General features: G+C 27.9%; 18 protein-coding genes. 14 read left to right on the top strand and 4 right to left on the bottom strand.

Annotated features, from left to right (window positions below):
* The first annotated feature begins 15 nt into the window (after nucleotides 1–15).
* The 6 genes from X274_RS02630 to X274_RS02605 are packed head-to-tail and all read left to right on the top strand — an operon-like array spanning nucleotide 16 to nucleotide 6,718.
* Nucleotides 16–1,266 carry an ABC transporter substrate-binding protein gene (locus X274_RS02630; RefSeq protein ID WP_047265253.1) on the top strand — a complete coding sequence of 417 codons (1,251 nt, stop codon included), beginning with the start codon at nucleotides 16–18 and terminating at the stop codon, nucleotides 1,264–1,266.
* Nucleotides 1,267–1,320: 54 nt separating this feature from the next.
* Entirely contained in the window at nucleotides 1,321–2,250 is a 930-nt protein-coding gene (locus X274_RS02625) for a carbohydrate ABC transporter permease (RefSeq protein WP_175419572.1), read from the top strand.
* Nucleotides 2,247–3,065, top strand: coding sequence for a carbohydrate ABC transporter permease (locus X274_RS02620; protein WP_047265252.1), 819 nt, complete (start codon nucleotides 2,247–2,249; stop codon nucleotides 3,063–3,065). The genes X274_RS02625 and X274_RS02620 overlap by 4 nt, the downstream gene beginning before the upstream one ends.
* Before the next feature lie 8 nt (nucleotides 3,066–3,073).
* On the top strand, nucleotides 3,074–4,720 hold the full coding sequence (locus X274_RS02615) for a glycoside hydrolase family 36 protein (RefSeq protein ID WP_052913139.1): 1,647 nt from the start codon (nucleotides 3,074–3,076) through the stop codon (nucleotides 4,718–4,720).
* Entirely contained in the window at nucleotides 4,713–5,672 is a 960-nt protein-coding gene (gene galT, locus X274_RS02610) for a galactose-1-phosphate uridylyltransferase (RefSeq protein ID WP_047265251.1), read from the top strand. The genes X274_RS02615 and galT overlap by 8 nt, the downstream gene beginning before the upstream one ends.
* Nucleotides 5,669–6,718, top strand: coding sequence for a galactokinase (locus X274_RS02605; protein ID WP_047265250.1), 1,050 nt, complete (start codon nucleotides 5,669–5,671; stop codon nucleotides 6,716–6,718). Before galT ends, X274_RS02605 begins: the two co-directional genes overlap by 4 nt.
* 10 nt (nucleotides 6,719–6,728) lie before the next feature.
* Here X274_RS02605 and X274_RS02600 read toward each other — a convergent pair whose 3' ends face one another.
* Nucleotides 6,729–7,301: a lysine exporter LysO family protein gene (locus X274_RS02600; RefSeq protein WP_047265249.1), complete on the bottom strand. Its 573-nt coding sequence runs from the start codon at nucleotides 7,299–7,301 to the stop codon at nucleotides 6,729–6,731.
* Nucleotides 7,298–7,567 carry a LysO family transporter gene (locus X274_RS02595; protein ID WP_047265248.1) on the bottom strand — a complete coding sequence of 90 codons (270 nt, stop codon included), beginning with the start codon at nucleotides 7,565–7,567 and terminating at the stop codon, nucleotides 7,298–7,300. Before X274_RS02595 ends, X274_RS02600 begins: the two co-directional genes overlap by 4 nt.
* A gap of 280 nt (nucleotides 7,568–7,847) precedes the next feature.
* On the opposite strand from X274_RS02595, the gene X274_RS02590 reads away from it, so the two are divergent.
* From X274_RS02590 to X274_RS02580, 4 genes are all read left to right on the top strand, one after another.
* Nucleotides 7,848–9,362, top strand: a complete 1,515-nt coding sequence (locus tag X274_RS02590; RefSeq protein WP_047265247.1) for a sodium-dependent transporter — start codon at nucleotides 7,848–7,850, stop codon at nucleotides 9,360–9,362.
* A gap of 12 nt (nucleotides 9,363–9,374) precedes the next feature.
* Nucleotides 9,375–9,476, top strand: coding sequence for a MetS family NSS transporter small subunit (locus tag X274_RS11930; RefSeq protein WP_156166120.1), 102 nt, complete (start codon nucleotides 9,375–9,377; stop codon nucleotides 9,474–9,476).
* Between the two features lie 50 nt (nucleotides 9,477–9,526).
* Nucleotides 9,527–10,396: a hypothetical protein gene (locus X274_RS02585; RefSeq protein ID WP_047265246.1), complete on the top strand. Its 870-nt coding sequence runs from the start codon at nucleotides 9,527–9,529 to the stop codon at nucleotides 10,394–10,396.
* Nucleotides 10,397–10,531: 135 nt separating this feature from the next.
* On the top strand, nucleotides 10,532–11,704 hold the full coding sequence (locus X274_RS02580) for an iron-containing alcohol dehydrogenase (RefSeq protein WP_047265245.1): 1,173 nt from the start codon (nucleotides 10,532–10,534) through the stop codon (nucleotides 11,702–11,704).
* A 120-nt stretch (nucleotides 11,705–11,824) separates the two neighbouring features.
* Here X274_RS02580 and X274_RS02575 read toward each other — a convergent pair whose 3' ends face one another.
* Nucleotides 11,825–12,499, bottom strand: coding sequence for a DUF6115 domain-containing protein (locus X274_RS02575; protein WP_047265244.1), 675 nt, complete (start codon nucleotides 12,497–12,499; stop codon nucleotides 11,825–11,827).
* Between the two features lie 2 nt (nucleotides 12,500–12,501).
* Nucleotides 12,502–13,107 carry a DUF4897 domain-containing protein gene (locus X274_RS02570; protein WP_047265243.1) on the bottom strand — a complete coding sequence of 202 codons (606 nt, stop codon included), beginning with the start codon at nucleotides 13,105–13,107 and terminating at the stop codon, nucleotides 12,502–12,504.
* A gap of 94 nt (nucleotides 13,108–13,201) precedes the next feature.
* Here X274_RS02570 and trpS point away from each other — a divergent pair, with 94 nt between their 5' ends.
* The 4 genes from trpS to X274_RS02550 are packed head-to-tail and all read left to right on the top strand — an operon-like array spanning nucleotide 13,202 to nucleotide 16,094.
* Nucleotides 13,202–14,179 carry a tryptophan--tRNA ligase gene (gene trpS / locus X274_RS02565; RefSeq protein WP_047265242.1) on the top strand — a complete coding sequence of 326 codons (978 nt, stop codon included), beginning with the start codon at nucleotides 13,202–13,204 and terminating at the stop codon, nucleotides 14,177–14,179.
* A 5-nt stretch (nucleotides 14,180–14,184) separates the two neighbouring features.
* On the top strand, nucleotides 14,185–14,862 hold the full coding sequence (locus tag X274_RS02560; protein ID WP_047265241.1) for a segregation and condensation protein A: 678 nt from the start codon (nucleotides 14,185–14,187) through the stop codon (nucleotides 14,860–14,862).
* A complete protein-coding gene (gene scpB / locus X274_RS02555) occupies nucleotides 14,852–15,382 on the top strand; it encodes an SMC-Scp complex subunit ScpB (RefSeq protein ID WP_047265240.1) in 531 nt (176 codons plus the stop codon). Before X274_RS02560 ends, scpB begins: the two co-directional genes overlap by 11 nt.
* Entirely contained in the window at nucleotides 15,336–16,094 is a 759-nt protein-coding gene (locus tag X274_RS02550) for a pseudouridine synthase (protein ID WP_231580370.1), read from the top strand. The genes scpB and X274_RS02550 overlap by 47 nt, the downstream gene beginning before the upstream one ends.
* Nucleotides 16,095–16,183: the final 89 nt, after the last annotated feature.

The raw sequence follows: 16,183 nt of genomic DNA, 5'->3' as shown, positions 1-16,183 counted from the left end.
ACAGGGGGTGTATTTATGAAAAAGTTTGTTTTGGGTATATTAGCACTTTTATTAGTTGTATCTAGTGTTTTTGCTGCATCAAATGATTTGGAAATTTTCAGTTGGTGGACTGGTGGTGGTGAAGAAGAAGGTTTAATGGCCTTATTTGCAAGATTTAATCAGTATTATCCAGATATCAATATTATTAATGCCGCTGTAGCTGGTGGTGCAGGAACAAATGCAAAAGCCGTTTTGAAAACACGTATGCTTGGAGGAAATCCTCCAGATTCTTTCCAGGTTCATGCTGGTATGGAATTGACTGATACTTATGTAATTCCTGGATTAATGGAACCATTGACAAATTATTTAAAAGAATGGGGAGTATATGATAAGTTCCCTAAAGATGTTATGAAAATAGTCAGCTATCAAGGTGAAGTTTATTCTATACCCGTAAATGTACATAGAGGGAATGTAGTATTTTATAACAAAAAAATATTCAAAAAATTAGGATTAACAAAGGAACCAACAACATGGGCTGAATTTTTTGATGCTTTAAAAAGAGCTCAAGCTGCTGGATATATTCCTTTAGCTTTAGGTGATAAAAACAAATGGACTACAACACATTTATTTGAAAATATTATGTTATCACTTTATGGTCCAGAAAGTTATAAGGGATTATTTGAAGGAAAAACTTCATTTAATTCGCCTGAAATGGAAATGTCTCTTGTTCTTTTAGAAAGATTAATACCTTTCTTTAATAGAGATCACTCTGCATTAACCTGGCAGGATGCTGGAAGGCTGGTTTTTGAAGGAAAAGCTTTATTTAATGTAATGGGCGATTGGGAAGAAGGTTATTTTAAAACTTTAGGTTGGACTCCTGGTGTCGATTTTGGTTGGTTTGCTCTTCCTGGAACATCTAATGCATTTATGTTTATTTCTGATACATTTGGGTTACCTAAAAATGCACCTCATAGGGAAAACGCATTAAAATGGTTAAAATTCATCTCTACAAAAGAAGCTCAGGATATTTTCAATCCTATAAAAGGATCTATCCCTGCAAGAATTGATGCAGATAAATCTAAATATGATGTATATTTGACATGGTCAATGAATGATTTCGCTACTGTATCTGTTGTACCTTCAATTATTCATGGGTCTGCTGCTCCAGAAGGTTTTGTTACAGGTTTAAATGATGCTCTTAATAGATTCCTTGTAAAGAAAAATATTTCCAATACATTAAGAGATATAATGTGGGCTGCTGAAGATGAAGGTTATGTAACTGAGTAATAATGTAAAACCCGGTTCTTAGAACCGGGTTTTATAAAATAAGGTGGTGAAAATATGAGCATTCAAAGAAGAAAATCTAAAATTGGCTTTTTTATTATACTTCCATCATTAATATTAATAGGTATATTTGTATATTATTTTATTTTTTTGACAATAAGAACGTCTTTTTCCAATTGGAATAGTTTTGGTAGTTTATTAAGGGGAATATATAAATTTGTTGGATTTAGAAATTATCAAAGAATTTTTATGGATGAACGTTTTCAAACAGATTTATGGAATACTTTATACTTTACACTCTTTTTTATTTTTGGTTCCATAAGTCTTGGACTGTTCCTGGCTAATATGATTGATAAAGGAATTAAAGGTTCAAGATTTTTTCAAAATTTATTTTTATTTCCTATGGCTATAGCTTTTGTTGTTACAGGAACAGTATGGAGCTGGATATTCGCTCCTGGAAATATTCCAAAAGACCCGCAGGGAATAAATTTATTATTAAAAATTTTCGGATTAGAAAATTTGCAATGGTTGTGGTATACCAGTTCCGAAAGTATTTATCACTTTAATTTTGCTTTAATACCTGTTATTATTGCAGCAATATGGCAAATGTCCGGTTATATTATGGCCATGTATTTAGCAGGTTTAAAAGCTATTCCAGAAGAAATACTGGAAGCAGCAAGGGTTGATGGAGCAAATGAAAATTATATATTCTGGAAAATAAAAATGCCTTTGCTAAAACCAATTACATTAAGTGCTATGATTGTTCTAGGACATGTATCTTTAAAAATTTTCGATTTAATATATGCCATGACAGGTAGCGGTCCAAATAATGTCACAGATGTTCCAGCTATTTATATGTTTGAATTGACATTTAGATCTAATAAATATGCTATGGGTTCTGCTATATCTGTTATTATGTTATTAATGGTTGCAATAATTATTATTCCATACCTTTATTATTCCCTTAGAAGGGGCGTGAGTTCATGACAAAAATTAAAATAACTATTTCATATATAATATTGATATTAGTATCTTTATTTTTTATTACGCCATTTTATGTCACTTTAATAACAAGTTTTAAACCATTAAGTGAAATTTCCATCGCTACTATGTGGAATTTCCCAAAACATTTTTCTTTTGACGGATTTATTGGTGCATTTAAGAAATTAGCTCCTAATATGAAAAATAGTTTTTATTTAACAATCCCGGCAACAATTATATCAGCTTTTTTAGGGTCTATAAATGGATTTGCTCTTTCTAAATTAAAATTTAAATTTTCAAATCTCATTTTTGCACTTATCTTATTCGGTATGTTTATCCCTTATCAAAGTGTTTTATTTCCTTTAATACAATTTTTTCAGAAAATTGGGCTATATGGCACAATTCCTGCGTTAATTATAATACATGTAATTTATGGTATACCAATCACAACACTTATGTTTAAAAATTATTATGAAGAAGTCCCTGATGAATTAATAGAAGCCTCTTCTATTGATGGTGCAAACCTATATGATGTTTATACAAAAATTTTATTGCCAATCTCACTACCAGGTTTTGTTGTCGTCGCTATCTGGCAATTTACAAATATATGGAATGAATTTCTGTTTGCAGTAACAGTTACCAGTAATCCTGCCAAACAACCTATAACCGTAGCTCTTGTTAACTTAGCAGGAAGTCAGGTTGTTGAATGGAACATACAGATGGCAGGTGCTTTGATTGCTGCCTTACCAACACTTATTGTATATATTGCACTTGGAAAATATTTTATAAAAGGTCTTTTAGCCGGGTCAGTAAAAGGATAGGTGGTTTTATGAATATATTTAATATAAAATATATCGATCATTTTTTAGAGATTAAAAATAACAATTATATACTTAGATTTTATATAGAAAAAATCCCCGAAGGATTTATTGTTAGAGGAAAAATAAAGGGAAAACCTGGTCGAATTGAAATTTTTAGAGATATTGGCGACAGATTTTTATTTATAAATAACTGGCAAAGTTCGGGAAGTTCAAAAGTTATTGATACAGATAAATATTATACATCTCATATGAAAAAGTCAAAATGTAGTGATCATATCTTTTCAGAATTAATTAAGGAAAGTATTGTTTCTGATTATTTTTTAGGTAAAAAAAATGCTTTATATGGATTTTTGACTTCAAAAATTGCACACCCATTTTTCATTATTAAAAACAACGAAATTATCGGATATCTTGATTATTTTGATAAAATTTTTGATGATTTTACAAATATTGAATCCTTTATTTATTTAGAAAATATGCCTTTAGAAAAACTTCTGGAAATTTATGCAGATTATGTAAAAGCTGAAAACAATATTAAATTTTCCAAATGGAAGCCTGTTGTATGGTCCTCTAAATATTTATATTTAAAAAAATTTAAATGGAATAATATTTTAAAAAATCTTGAATTATCAAAAGATTTTAAATATGATGTTTTTCAATTAGATGATTCATGGCAAAAAGATATTGGAGATTGGATACCTAAAGATTCATTTCCAAAAATTTCCGAAATATCTAAAACTATTAATAATTACGGATATATTACAGGTTTATGGTTAGCGCCATTTAGCATATCAGAGACATCAGAAATTTTCAAAAAACACAAAGAATGGTTAATAAAAGATGAAAATAATTTACCAAAAGTGGCTTATATTTATTTTAACAAAAAAATATATGCTTTAGATACAACTCACCCTGATGCACAAGAATATATCAAGAAAACATTTTTGTATTTAAAAAATAATGGAATACAATATTTTAAAATTGATTTTTTATTCTCTGGAGCTACTCCAGGAAAAAGATATTTAAATGTTACTCCTATTGAAGCCTATCATATTGGTATGAAAATTATAAAAGAAAGTTTAAAAGATAATTTTATTTTAGGCTGTAAAGCTCCCTTATTAACTTCATTTAATTATGTAGATGGAATGGAAATAGGAACATCGCCACATTGTAATATTGATGATTATGACTTTGTATACCCCTATGTTTATTCGTTAAAAAATACAATTTCTAAATTTTTCATAAATGAAAAATGGTGGTGGAATAATCCAAGTTGTTTATTATTAAACACAAAAAACTCCGGATTAAATAGTAAAATAGTTGAAATGTATGCTTATGTATCAAGTTTTTTAAATAATATGACTATACAATGTGATGATTTATCAAAAGAATTAAAAAAAGATATATATTTCAAAACTTTAAAGTTTAGAAATGGAACATATAGTGTTAAAGGATTAATGAATATTAATAATGAATACGAAATAATATCTTACTTACCATTTTATGGAAGAACAAATATAAAGATAAATTTAAACAATATTGAATATAAAATTTTTTCAGATATAGAATATCCAGAATTAGAAAAGACTATAAAATTAAAAAATGATAAAAGATTATTCTACTATTACAGCGAAAAGAGTGATAATAATGCTTGAAAGAAGATATAATCCCATTACTGATGAATGGGTAATGATATCCTCCTCAAGACAAAAAAGACCAAATCTTCCTAAAAATAGCTGCCCAATTTGTCCTGGGGCATTAGAGTTACCTGCTGAATATGATTTAGTAAGTTTTGAAAATAGATTTCCGGCATTAAAAAAAGATGCACCGGAAATTGAAAATAAAAGTAAAGTTCTAATTAAAGAGAAATCTCAAGGTTTTTGTGAAGTTATTGTATATACCAAAGAACATAATTCTGAGTTATCCAAAATGTCAATAAAGCAAATTGAAAAATTAATAAATATGTGGGCTGATAGAACTTTAACACTTTCAAAATATGACTTTATAAAATATATATTTATTTTTGAAAACAAAGGGAAAGAAGTTGGAGCTACTTTGCCACACCCTCACGGACAATTATATGCATTTCCTTTTTTGCCCCCAAGAATAAAAGCAAAAATGCAATCCATGAAAAAATGGTATGTTGAAAAGAAAACCTGTACTATATGTGAAATTATCAAAGAAGAAATTAAAATAAATGAAAGAATCATATATGACACAGAAAATTTTATTGCCTTAGTTCCTTTTTACGCTCGTTATCCATATGAAGTACACATTTATCCAAAAAGACATATTGAAACAATTTATGAATTATCAAACAAAGAAAAGAAAGAATTCGCCCTTGTTCTAAAAGTTATTACAAATAAATATAATAAATTATTTGATACTCCATTTCCTTATATGATGATGTTTTTTCAAAAACCTTTTAATATAAATAAGAGTACACATTTCTTTCATTTCCATGTAGAATTTATCTCTCCAATGAGAGGTCCGAATTTAATAAAATGGATTGCCAGTGTAGAAAGTGGAACATGGGCTTTTATAAACCCTGTTGATCCTGAAAAGGCGGCAGAACAATTGAAAAATATAAAGGTGGAGATAAAATGAAATATAGAGCTCCAGGAAGAATTAATATAATAGGAGAACATACTGATTATAATGATGGATATGTATTACCTTTTGCAATAAATAAATATATTTTTTTAGATATAAAAAAATCAGATAAATTTTTATTTCATTCAAAAAATTTAAATCAAGAAATATCCATAAACGAATTAAGAAAAACTAATACCTGGGCAGATTATATTATTGGTATTATACTAGAAATCAAAAAAAAGTATTCTGACATACCTCCTATGGAATTTTATATTGATTCAACATTACCAATTGGTGCAGGGCTTTCCAGTTCTGCTGCTCTGGAAATTGTTTCTGCATATGCCATTAATGACATATTTAATTTAAATTTAACAAAAGAAGAGATAGCAAAAATTTCATGGAAAGTTGAAAATCAATATATTGGTTTAAATTGCGGTATTATGGATCAATATGCTTCTGCTCTCTCAAAAGAAAAAAATGCTTTACTAATAGATACATTCACAAAAAAATATGAATATATCCCCTTAAATTTAAAAGATTATAATTTTTATATTATAAATTCCGGGGTGAAACATGAATTAGGAAACACAGAATACAATATTAGAAAAAAGCAATGTAATCTGGTACTTGAAAAATTAAACAAAAAAACTTTTAAAGATGTGTCATATGATGATCTATATTTTCTGGATAGTATTTTATATAAAAGGGCAAAACATATTCTTGACGAAAATAATAGAGTATTAAAAACTGTAGATGCTCTAAAAATGGGGAATATTGAAATTATAGGAGAATATTTATTTGAATCCCATGAAAGTTTAAAAAATTTATACGAAGTCTCCTGTGAAGAAATAGATTTTATCGTTGAATATTTAAAAAATAAAATATGCGGAGCTCGAATTGTTGGCGGTGGGTTTGGCGGTTCTGTTTTGATTCTTTCTAAAAAGAATAAAATCGAATACTATATTAATGATTTATCCTATCAATATGAAAAAAAATTTAACATAAAACTCCATTATTTTAAGGTAGAAAGTTCAAATGGTGTTGATAAAATTGAATAAATAATATATTCTAAAAAATTAAAGAGATAAGTATAGGTATCGCAACTGATAAAACTACTCCTTGTCCGAATCCTATTAATGTATTTTCTTTATTGGTACTTTTAGAAACTACCCCCAGTAACGTATCCATAGTTGTTGCACCACCTATAGAAATAGCTCCTAATTGTGAAAATTTTGAATAAATCGGAATTAAAATAATCCCTAACACTTCTCTTATAACATTTGCAGTAAAAGATACGGCTCCCAAAAATGGGGAGTGTAAGGAACTTATCATTATTCCAGATAAAGAATACCATCCCAAACCAGCTGAAGCACCTGCTGCTTCTTTAAATGTTAAATTAGTAAACAAAGAAACTAAACCTCCAAAAAAAAGGCTACCAACAATTATTAAAAATGATTGAATAAATATAGTTTTCAAACTCTTTTTTATTTTAAATAAAATATTTTCTTCAGATCCAATATCAACACCAACAGTAAAAACAAGCAACATTAATAACACAGTTATTAAATTTCCTGGAATACTAAATTTAAAAAAGTATCCACTTAAAATACCCATAATAACAGAACTAAGTAATAAAATCATTTACTATTCCCCCTAAAAAATTTTTCATATATTGTTGTTAAAACCACACTTCCAGCAATTGAAAATAAAGCTATATATAATGATAAATATCCTATTTCTGATAATTTTGATATTAAATCTTGATCTGAACCTATTTCAAACCCCATAAAAAATAACAATAGAACTGTAATATAGGTAACTGGTTTATATCTTTTTATAAACGATAACTTTCCTTTCATCCCTAAAAACATTCCAACCAAAAAAGATATTAATATTATCCATAGCATCATATCATCTCCTTGAATAGAAAAAACGGCAACCCTATTCCAAGGCTGCCAATAATAATTATATCATAAAATTCATATTATGTCAAGTTAATTTTTCTTGCTATAAAAACACTTTTTTTATGCCAGATATTGACTTTACAGTCAAATTATGGTATTATATAATTGATTAACATATATGAAATATTTTTCATGCTTTTTGTTATTTAAAACTATAAATAGTAATAAAATATATATAAATGCAATATTATTTTTTTTATTTTAATATGGAAGGAGTGGTTTTGTGGCAAGACAAAAGTGGGGTTCAAGGTGGGCGTTTGTTTTAGCTGCCATCGGGTCAGCTGCTGGATTAGGTAATGCATGGAGATTCCCTTATATGGCTTATTCAAATGGTGGCGGAGCTTTTTATATTCCATATTTCGTTGCTTTATTTTTAGCCGGTATTCCAATTTTGATGGCTGAATTTGGAATAGGTCAGGGTCTTCAAAGTAGTGCTCCAAAGGCTTTAGGGAAAATAACTAAAGGTGCTGAAGCAATTGGTTGGTGGGCTGTAATTACTGGAGCTATAATTACTTTTTATTATAATGTAATTATGGCATGGATATTTAACTATTTATATTTTTCATTAGGAACTGCGTGGAAAGATGATCCAAAGGGGTTTTTCTTTGGTGATTTCTTAAAATTAACCGATGGCCCAGGGCAACTCGGCGGATTGAGATGGCCTATTGTTATCGGACTTCTTATTTCATGGTTATGGATATATTTAATATTAAGAAAAGGTACAGAATCTGTTGGAAAAACAGTTATGTGGACAGTTCCATTACCAGTAATTTTATTATTACTTTTAGGAATTAGAGGCGTTACATTACCAGGAGCAGCTACAGGTTTAAATTTCTTATTTGAACCAAACTTTTCAAAATTAGGCGATCCAAGAGTTTGGGCTAATGCTTTTGGGCAAATTTTCTTCTCATTAAGTGTTGCATTTGGTATTATGATAGCATACGGAAGTTACAATGATAAAAAGAATGATGTTGCAAATAATGCTATTATTACTGCCCTTGGTAATTCTGCTACATCATTTTTAGCCGGTATCGCTGTATTCTCTGTTTTAGGTTATATGGCTCAACAAATGAGCGTACCTGTAGACAAAGTTGTTAGTGGTGGAGTTGGGTTGGCATTTGTTGTTTATCCACAGGCAATATCATTGATTCCCGGTGGAGTTATAGTTCAATCGATTATAGGTTTAGCTTTCTTCATAATGTTATTAACATTAGGAATTGATTCTGCCTTCTCTTTAGTAGAAGCTATAGAAGCTGCTGCTGGAGATAAATTCAAAGTTAATAAAAAATCATTTTTAATTGGATTCTCAATATTGGGCTTTATTTTTGGTCTTTTATTTGCAACTCAGGGTGGTTTGTATTGGTTAGATATTATAGATCATTTCATGGGTACATACGCATTATTGGTTGTTGGTATTTTAGAATCCATCATTATTGGTTGGGTATTAGGAGCAGAAAATCTGAGAGAATATATAAATTCAGTATCTGAAATAAAAATTGGCAAATGGTTTGATATTTCTTTAAAATACATTATCCCTATTGTATTAATTGCTATATTAGGGTTAAATATAGCAGATGAAATTAAGAATCCATATGGTGGTTATGAATCATGGGCACTAACTGTTGGCTTTATTATTTTCCTAATTGTACCAATAATAGCATTTATATTCTCAAAATTACCTTCAAAAGATGATAAATATAGTGAAAAAGTAACGAAAATTACTATTGAAGAAGAATAAGGGGGCTAAAATATGTCTGGAAGCGCTATATTCTTTATGATTTTTGCTGGAGTTGTATTATTTGGTGGTTTAGCATGGTCTTTAAATATTGCAGCAAAAGCAAATAAAAAATAATAAAAGCGATGCGTAAAGCATCGCTTTTATTCAATTTCGGAGATGATATCGTGAGGATTATCTGTTTAGAAAACAATTTTATTAGTTTGAAACTATTTCCTGATTTAGGAGCTAAAATTGCTTCTATTTTTTATAAACCACAGAGTTTTGAAGTTTTATTTAGAACTACTGAATATAAATTACCTAAATACGGAGATCCTTTTGAAAATTATGATACTTCAGGAATCGATGAAATGTTTCCAAACGTAGATAAAGGGAAATATCCATTTGAAGAATATTTCGGCGAAATTTTACCAGATCATGGAGAATTATGGTCTATTCCATGGAACTGTTATAAAAAAAATAATAATATTCATTGTGAAGTAATAAGCCCCAAATTTAATTATATTTTCAAACGAACAATCCACTTAGAAAAAAATAAAATTTTTTTGGCTTATTCTGTAAAAAATTTATCTAATAATATATTTAGAGGATTTTGGACATTTCACGGTTTAATCGCTATCGATGAAAATAGCGAAATAATATTAAACGTTAAAAAAGTTATAAATGTACATAAAAGCAAATTTCTTGGTAACGTGGAAAACATATGTTCTTACCCTGAATACAATAATTATAGATTAAATAAATTTTTACCAAAAAGCTCTAAAAATACTGAAAAATTCTATTTAATAGATAAAGTTACATCTGCTGGTTTAACTCTAAATAACAACAAATTATTATATACTATAGAATTCCCCGAAATTCCCTATTTAGGTATATGGAAAAATGAAGGTGGTTTCAAAAATCAATTTAATTGTGCTTTAGAACCATCTAATGGTTTTTATGATTCTCTAGAAATTGCAAAAAAATACCAAAAAATTCTCACTTTTCAGCCTTTTGAAGAAAAAAAATGGGATTTTAGAATAATATTAAATGATTAGACTATCAAAAAGGTAAATACTATCAGCTATATTTCTACAAACTCCAACGTTTTATTTCTTACAAAAAATGTAGAAATTATAAAATTTTGTGATATAATATAATTAGTTATACGAATAAAACATGGAGGTGATTGTATGAAAAATTTTGTTTTTTATAATCCTACAAAAATAATTTTTGGAGAAAATACTATAAGCAAAATTGGCGAGGAAATTAAAAAATTTGGTCTCAATAAAATTTTATTGCATTATGGAAGCGGCTCAATAAAAAGAAACGGTGTTTATGATCAGGTTATAAATTCTTTAAAAGAATATAATATTGAATGGATTGAAGTTTCTGGAGTAAAGCCTAATCCAAGATTATCTAAGGTATATGAAGGTATAAAATTCGCAAAAGAACACAATGTTGATGGAATACTTGCAGTTGGTGGTGGTAGTGTAATAGATTCTGCAAAAGCTATAGCTGGTGGCTTTTATTATGATGGTGATATATGGGATGCATATTCAAAGAAATATATCATAAAAAAAGCTTTGCCTTTATTTAGCGTTTTAACATTATCAGCTACTGGTTCTGAAATGAACGGGAATTCAGTTATAACAAAGGAAGAGACAAAACAAAAATGGGCAACTCATTCTAAAGAGTTATATCCAAAAGTATCCATTATAGATCCAACAGCACAATATTCCCTACCAGAAAAACAAACTATTAATGGTGCTGTTGATGCAATTAGTCATGTTATGGAATATTATTTCGATGGAACTTCTGGAACAGAAATACAACATCAAATTGCAGAAGGAATTATTAGAACTGTAATAAAAAACACAGAAATTTTATTAGAAAATCCTAAAGACTATAATGCTCGTTCAAATCTTGCCTGGAGTGCAACTTTAGCATTAAATGGTCTTTTAAATGCAGGTTCATCAGGTGGTGATTGGGCAAGTCATGCACTTGAACATTCTGTCTCTGCTATTTTTGATATAGCCCATGGAGAAGGATTGGCAATTATTTTCCCTGCATGGTTAGAATATGTAAAAAATGACAACTTAGAAATATTTGATAGGTTTGCTAATGAAATATTCAATATTGACACAGGAAATGCTGCTATAGATGCTAATTTAGGTATTCAAGCATTAAAAGAATGGTATAAAAAAATAGGCCAACCAATATCATTAAAAGAGATAGGTGCAAAAGAAGAGGATATTGAAACACTTGTTAAAAATGCTGTTCAAATGGCGCCTATGGGAAAATTAAAAAAATTAGAAGAAAAAGATATTAGAGAAATTTATACTATAGCCTTTAAAAACAAGTGACGCAAGCGTCACTTGTTTTTATTTCTTTTTATATTCTTTATATATAATTTCTTACTTTATTATTAAAATAATTAATACTATGTGCTGACGCAAAACGTCTGTTGTTTTTATTTCTTTTTATTACAACGTATTTCTATTGTATAAATCTATTATTAATTTTACCTCTCCAGAACCTTTATCCAACATTTTGGCTATTTCATTTATACTCATTCCCCTATTATAATATTCTATAATTTTATCTTTTAATGAGTTTTCTTTCAATTCCTTATTCTTGGCTAATTGTTTTATCAACATTTCTTCATTTTGTCGGTTTCCAATATTTTCTTCTATTTGATCTGTTTGTGCTGTATAAGATTCTCTAAATGTATTTTGAAGATTATAATATTCATTGTTGACTCTTTTTTTATCTTCAATATCTGGCATTTCTACTTTTTTAGAATCCAAACTCGAAAAATGTGATTTTTCCTTTTTTATTCTTTCTACAGTTTTAACTCTCATCAATTCATCATTCTTTTTTTCCAGATCTGTAAGCATGGAAAATGATTTCATATAAGCTTCATCTGCATCTTTTATCAACTGATCCAATATTTCTATTTTATTATCAAGTGCTCGTAACCTCGAAGAAGTTATTTTTTGAAACCTTGCCAATAAAGTATTGGATTGATCTTCAATTGATGAATCAATCGAAATAGAAAAATTATTAAATTTTCTCCATAACGATATTATTAACGATAAATTTATCAAAGAAACGACTGATAAAATTATTAACCAAATAAAAATTATTAATGTTACCATATTTACTTCCTTTCTAATGTCACTTCAGGAAATTCTATTTCACCTGTATTTTTCCATAATAAGTAATTTTCCGTAATTTCTGTTGGATTTGGTATAACTTTGATAAAATCCCAATTTTCCGGTTTATATATATATAATGTTGCACTATTTAAATTTATTTTCTGATCATCTAAAGAAAATTCATATTCATTATTACCTTTTTTTTGAATAAATCCTTTAATTTCAGATTTTTCTATAACATTAATTTTATAACCATCACTAACCGATACTGTTGATTGAACACTGATTAATTCAAACATTCTTCCAGTTTTTTTGGTCAAATTAGAAATGAAATCTTCATATACCTTTCTTTTTTCAGAATCTGGTTTTTTATAACTTTCTAATAACTTATTATATGATTTTTCATCTTTAGCCTGAACCGTTACTTTTGATAACATAATAACATTTCCATTATCCTGAATGTAATAATAATTATCATTGTTAATTATATCAAAATCTATCCTTGCATTTTTAGCCATAAAATAATTAAAAATACCTATACCAACTATAAATATTAAAGCAAAAATAATAAAATTAGATGAGTTCCTCTTTTGTTGTCCTTCCGCCATTTAAATTCCTCCTTGAATTTTTATATTTTCTTATTATATAATACCACAAAATGTGGTAAAATTAAAGGAGTATTCATGAAAAAGGAGGAGTTGTATGAGAATATTAAGTGGTATGCGTGCAACTGGAAAATTGCATCTTGGACATGTGTTAGTTTTGGAAGATTGGAAAAAATTACAGGATGAGGGTAATGAAACATTCTTTTTCGTTGCTGACTGGCACGCTTTAACTACTCATAAAGAAGAGAGTCACATTATATATCAATCAACACTTGATATAGTTAGAGGATATTTAGCTGCAGGTATAGATCCAGAAAAGTCTGTTATTTTTGTTCAATCTGCAATTAAAGAACATGCTGAACTATATTTATTATTTAATATGTTAGTTTCTGTAAGTAGATTGGAAAGAATTCCTACATACAAAGATTTAAAAGAAAATTTAGAAAACAGAGATCTTTCAACTGCAGGATTTTTAACTTATCCTGTATTACAAACTGCAGATATTCTGATTTATAAAGCAACTGGTGTCCCTGTAGGCGAAGACCAGGTATATCACATTGAATTAAGCCGTGAAATTGCAAGACGATTTAATAATCTATACAAAGAAATATTCCCGGAACCAAAACCACTTGTTACAAGGATTCCTAAACTTCCTGGAACAGATGGAAGGAAAATGTCAAAAAGTTATGGGAATATTATAATGATAGATGAAAATTCAGAAAGTTTAAAAAAGAAAATTATGCCAATGATGACAGATCCAGCGAGAATGAGAAGAACTGATCCTGGAAATCCAGAAAAATGTCCAGTATGGGATTATCATAAAGCTTTTACGCATAAAAATCAAGAATTAAATTGGGTAGCAAATGGTTGTAAAACCGCCGATATTGGTTGTGTTCAATGTAAAAAATTACTACTAAAAAATATGGAAGAAAGATTAAAACCTATATGGGAAAAATATAGTAAAATATCAGATAAAGATGTTTTAAACGTTATACATGAAGGAAATAAAAAAGCTTCAAATATTGCCCAAAAAACGCTTGCCGAAGTGCGGGAGGCTATGAATCTCAGGTGGTGATTTAAATGTTTTCCGATTTAAACATTGAATTAGATATATTTTCAGGTCCTTTTGAAACGCTTGTTCAACTGATTAAAGATAAAAAAATCCCTGTAAGATTATTATCTGTATCAAAAATAGCCAGTATATTCAATGAATATATTGAAAAAAATTATGATAATCTTGATGATATCGGCGAATTTCTGAGAATAGCATCTTATCTTACTTTATTAAAATCAAAAGAACTACTTCCACGTTCTGATGAAAACAAAGAATTCACACGAGAAAGAAATACTTTATACAATATAATTGAAGATTATGAAAAAATAAAAGAAACTATGCAAATTTTACAAAAAGATTTTGGAAAAAATACAACGAAAAAATCAGTAAAAATCAAAACTTCACGTTTTGATAAAGATAAAATCCATAAACAATTGGAATTATATATGTATGATTATCTACAAATACAACAAAAATTGGAAATATTAAAAGAGAGTTTTACTGTTGAAGAAGCCGTAGAAGAGTTAAAAAACAAAGATAGATTCACAATAAAGGAACTATATGTAATCGCAAATCATGAACGCTTACGATTTATTGTATATTTTCTTGCCTCTTTAATGCTGGTTAGAAATGGATTACATTATATAACGGATAATTATGAATTTATAAAAAATACAGAAGAGGTGTCTGTAAATGAAAAATAAACACCTTATACCAATAATTGAAGCAATGCTTTTTTCAAAACCTTCTGGATTTAGTTCAAAGGAAATATCTGAAAAATTAAATGAACCAGAAGAAAAAATTAATTCTATACTTATTGATATATGGGAACATTATAATTCCGAAATACATGGTATAGAATTAGAAAATTTTGAGGGTAAATATAGATTTACAATAAAAAATGAAATAAAAAGTATATTGAATCCAAAACCAAGAGTTTTTTCTCTTACTGAATCACAATTTGAAATATTGGCAATATTATTGTTAAATGGTCCTTCCTCAACTACAGAAATAGAAAAATCAAGAGGAAAATCATCATATCATCAAATAAAAAAGCTTTTAGAAATGGGATTAATTATAAAAAAAAGAAAAGAAAATGCGAAAAATAGATATTTATACGCTCTTTCTGAAATGTTTTTTGAATTATTACCAGAAAAAACTATAAATAAATTAAGAGGTGCTAAAATTGATAAAACTTCAAACGTTTCTTCAAAAAATAGGTGAAGGCTCAAGAAGAGAAATTGGAAATTTAATTATATCTGGAAAAGTTAAAGTAAATGGTGAAATAATACGAGAACCATGGTTCAAAGTTGTAGAAGAGGATATTATTGAAATAAATAACAAAAAAATTCATGTCAAAGATAAAATTGAAGAAGCGGAAAATTATGTTTATTATTTAATTCATAAACCAGTTGGATATTTATCAGCATTGAAGGATGATAGAGGAAGAAAAACAATAACCGATTTAATAAAAAATAAAATTAAAGAAAAGGTTTTTCATGTAGGAAGATTGGATTATAATACCTCTGGATTAATGTTACTCACAAATGATGGAGACCTTGCTAACTTACTTCTTCATCCAAAAAGAAAAATTTATAAAACATATAAAGTTTTAATAAACAAACACATAAAAGAAAAGGATTTAAAAATTCTAGAAAATGGAATTTTAATTGAAGGTGGCTATAAAACTCAACCAGCAACTATTGAAAAGGTTCAAAAAAAAGGTAAATATTCAGAAATAACTTTAAGCATACATGAAGGTAAAAAAAGGCAAATTAGATTAATGTTTAAAGCTCTGGGATATAATGTAATTAAATTAAAAAGAATTAAATTTGGTCCATGGAATATTAGCGAGGTTAAAAATCCTGGAGATATAAAAAAATTAAATTCAGAAGATATTAAAAAATTAAAGGATTACTTAAAAAGCAGAAGCTAATGCTTCTGCTTTTTAATATTCTGTCTAATTTCACTTGATAAAACCAATTAATAACAAATTATTTTAATCAAACCAAAATTATAATAAAT

Source organism: Marinitoga sp. 1155, assembly GCF_001021175.1.
GTDB lineage: Bacteria > Thermotogota > Thermotogae > Petrotogales > Petrotogaceae > Marinitoga.
Note: the sequence above shows the minus strand (reverse complement) of the source record. Positions and strands in the feature narration are given on the sequence as shown.

Bases quoted from the DNA above. Each gene is read 5' to 3' on its own strand.
- X274_RS02580 (WP_047265245.1), top strand. From the start codon at position 10,532: ATGAAAAATTTTGTTTTTTATAATCCTACAAAAATAATTTTTGGAGAA.
- X274_RS11930 (WP_156166120.1), top strand. From the start codon at position 9,375: ATGTCTGGAAGCGCTATATTCTTTATGATTTTTGCTGGAGTTGTATTA.
- X274_RS02595 (WP_047265248.1), bottom strand. From the start codon at position 7,567: ATGCTATGGATAATATTAATATCTTTTTTGGTTGGAATGTTTTTAGGG.
- X274_RS02630 (WP_047265253.1), top strand. From the start codon at position 16: ATGAAAAAGTTTGTTTTGGGTATATTAGCACTTTTATTAGTTGTATCT.
- trpS (WP_047265242.1), top strand. From the start codon at position 13,202: ATGAGAATATTAAGTGGTATGCGTGCAACTGGAAAATTGCATCTTGGA.
- X274_RS02560 (WP_047265241.1), top strand. From the start codon at position 14,185: ATGTTTTCCGATTTAAACATTGAATTAGATATATTTTCAGGTCCTTTT.
- X274_RS02600 (WP_047265249.1), bottom strand. From the start codon at position 7,301: ATGATTTTATTACTTAGTTCTGTTATTATGGGTATTTTAAGTGGATAC.
- X274_RS02605 (WP_047265250.1), top strand. From the start codon at position 5,669: ATGAAATATAGAGCTCCAGGAAGAATTAATATAATAGGAGAACATACT.
- X274_RS02570 (WP_047265243.1), bottom strand. From the start codon at position 13,107: ATGGCGGAAGGACAACAAAAGAGGAACTCATCTAATTTTATTATTTTT.
- scpB (WP_047265240.1), top strand. From the start codon at position 14,852: ATGAAAAATAAACACCTTATACCAATAATTGAAGCAATGCTTTTTTCA.
- X274_RS02615 (WP_052913139.1), top strand. From the start codon at position 3,074: ATGAATATATTTAATATAAAATATATCGATCATTTTTTAGAGATTAAA.
- X274_RS02625 (WP_175419572.1), top strand. From the start codon at position 1,321: ATGAGCATTCAAAGAAGAAAATCTAAAATTGGCTTTTTTATTATACTT.
- X274_RS02620 (WP_047265252.1), top strand. From the start codon at position 2,247: ATGACAAAAATTAAAATAACTATTTCATATATAATATTGATATTAGTA.
- galT (WP_047265251.1), top strand. From the start codon at position 4,713: ATGCTTGAAAGAAGATATAATCCCATTACTGATGAATGGGTAATGATA.
- X274_RS02575 (WP_047265244.1), bottom strand. From the start codon at position 12,499: ATGGTAACATTAATAATTTTTATTTGGTTAATAATTTTATCAGTCGTT.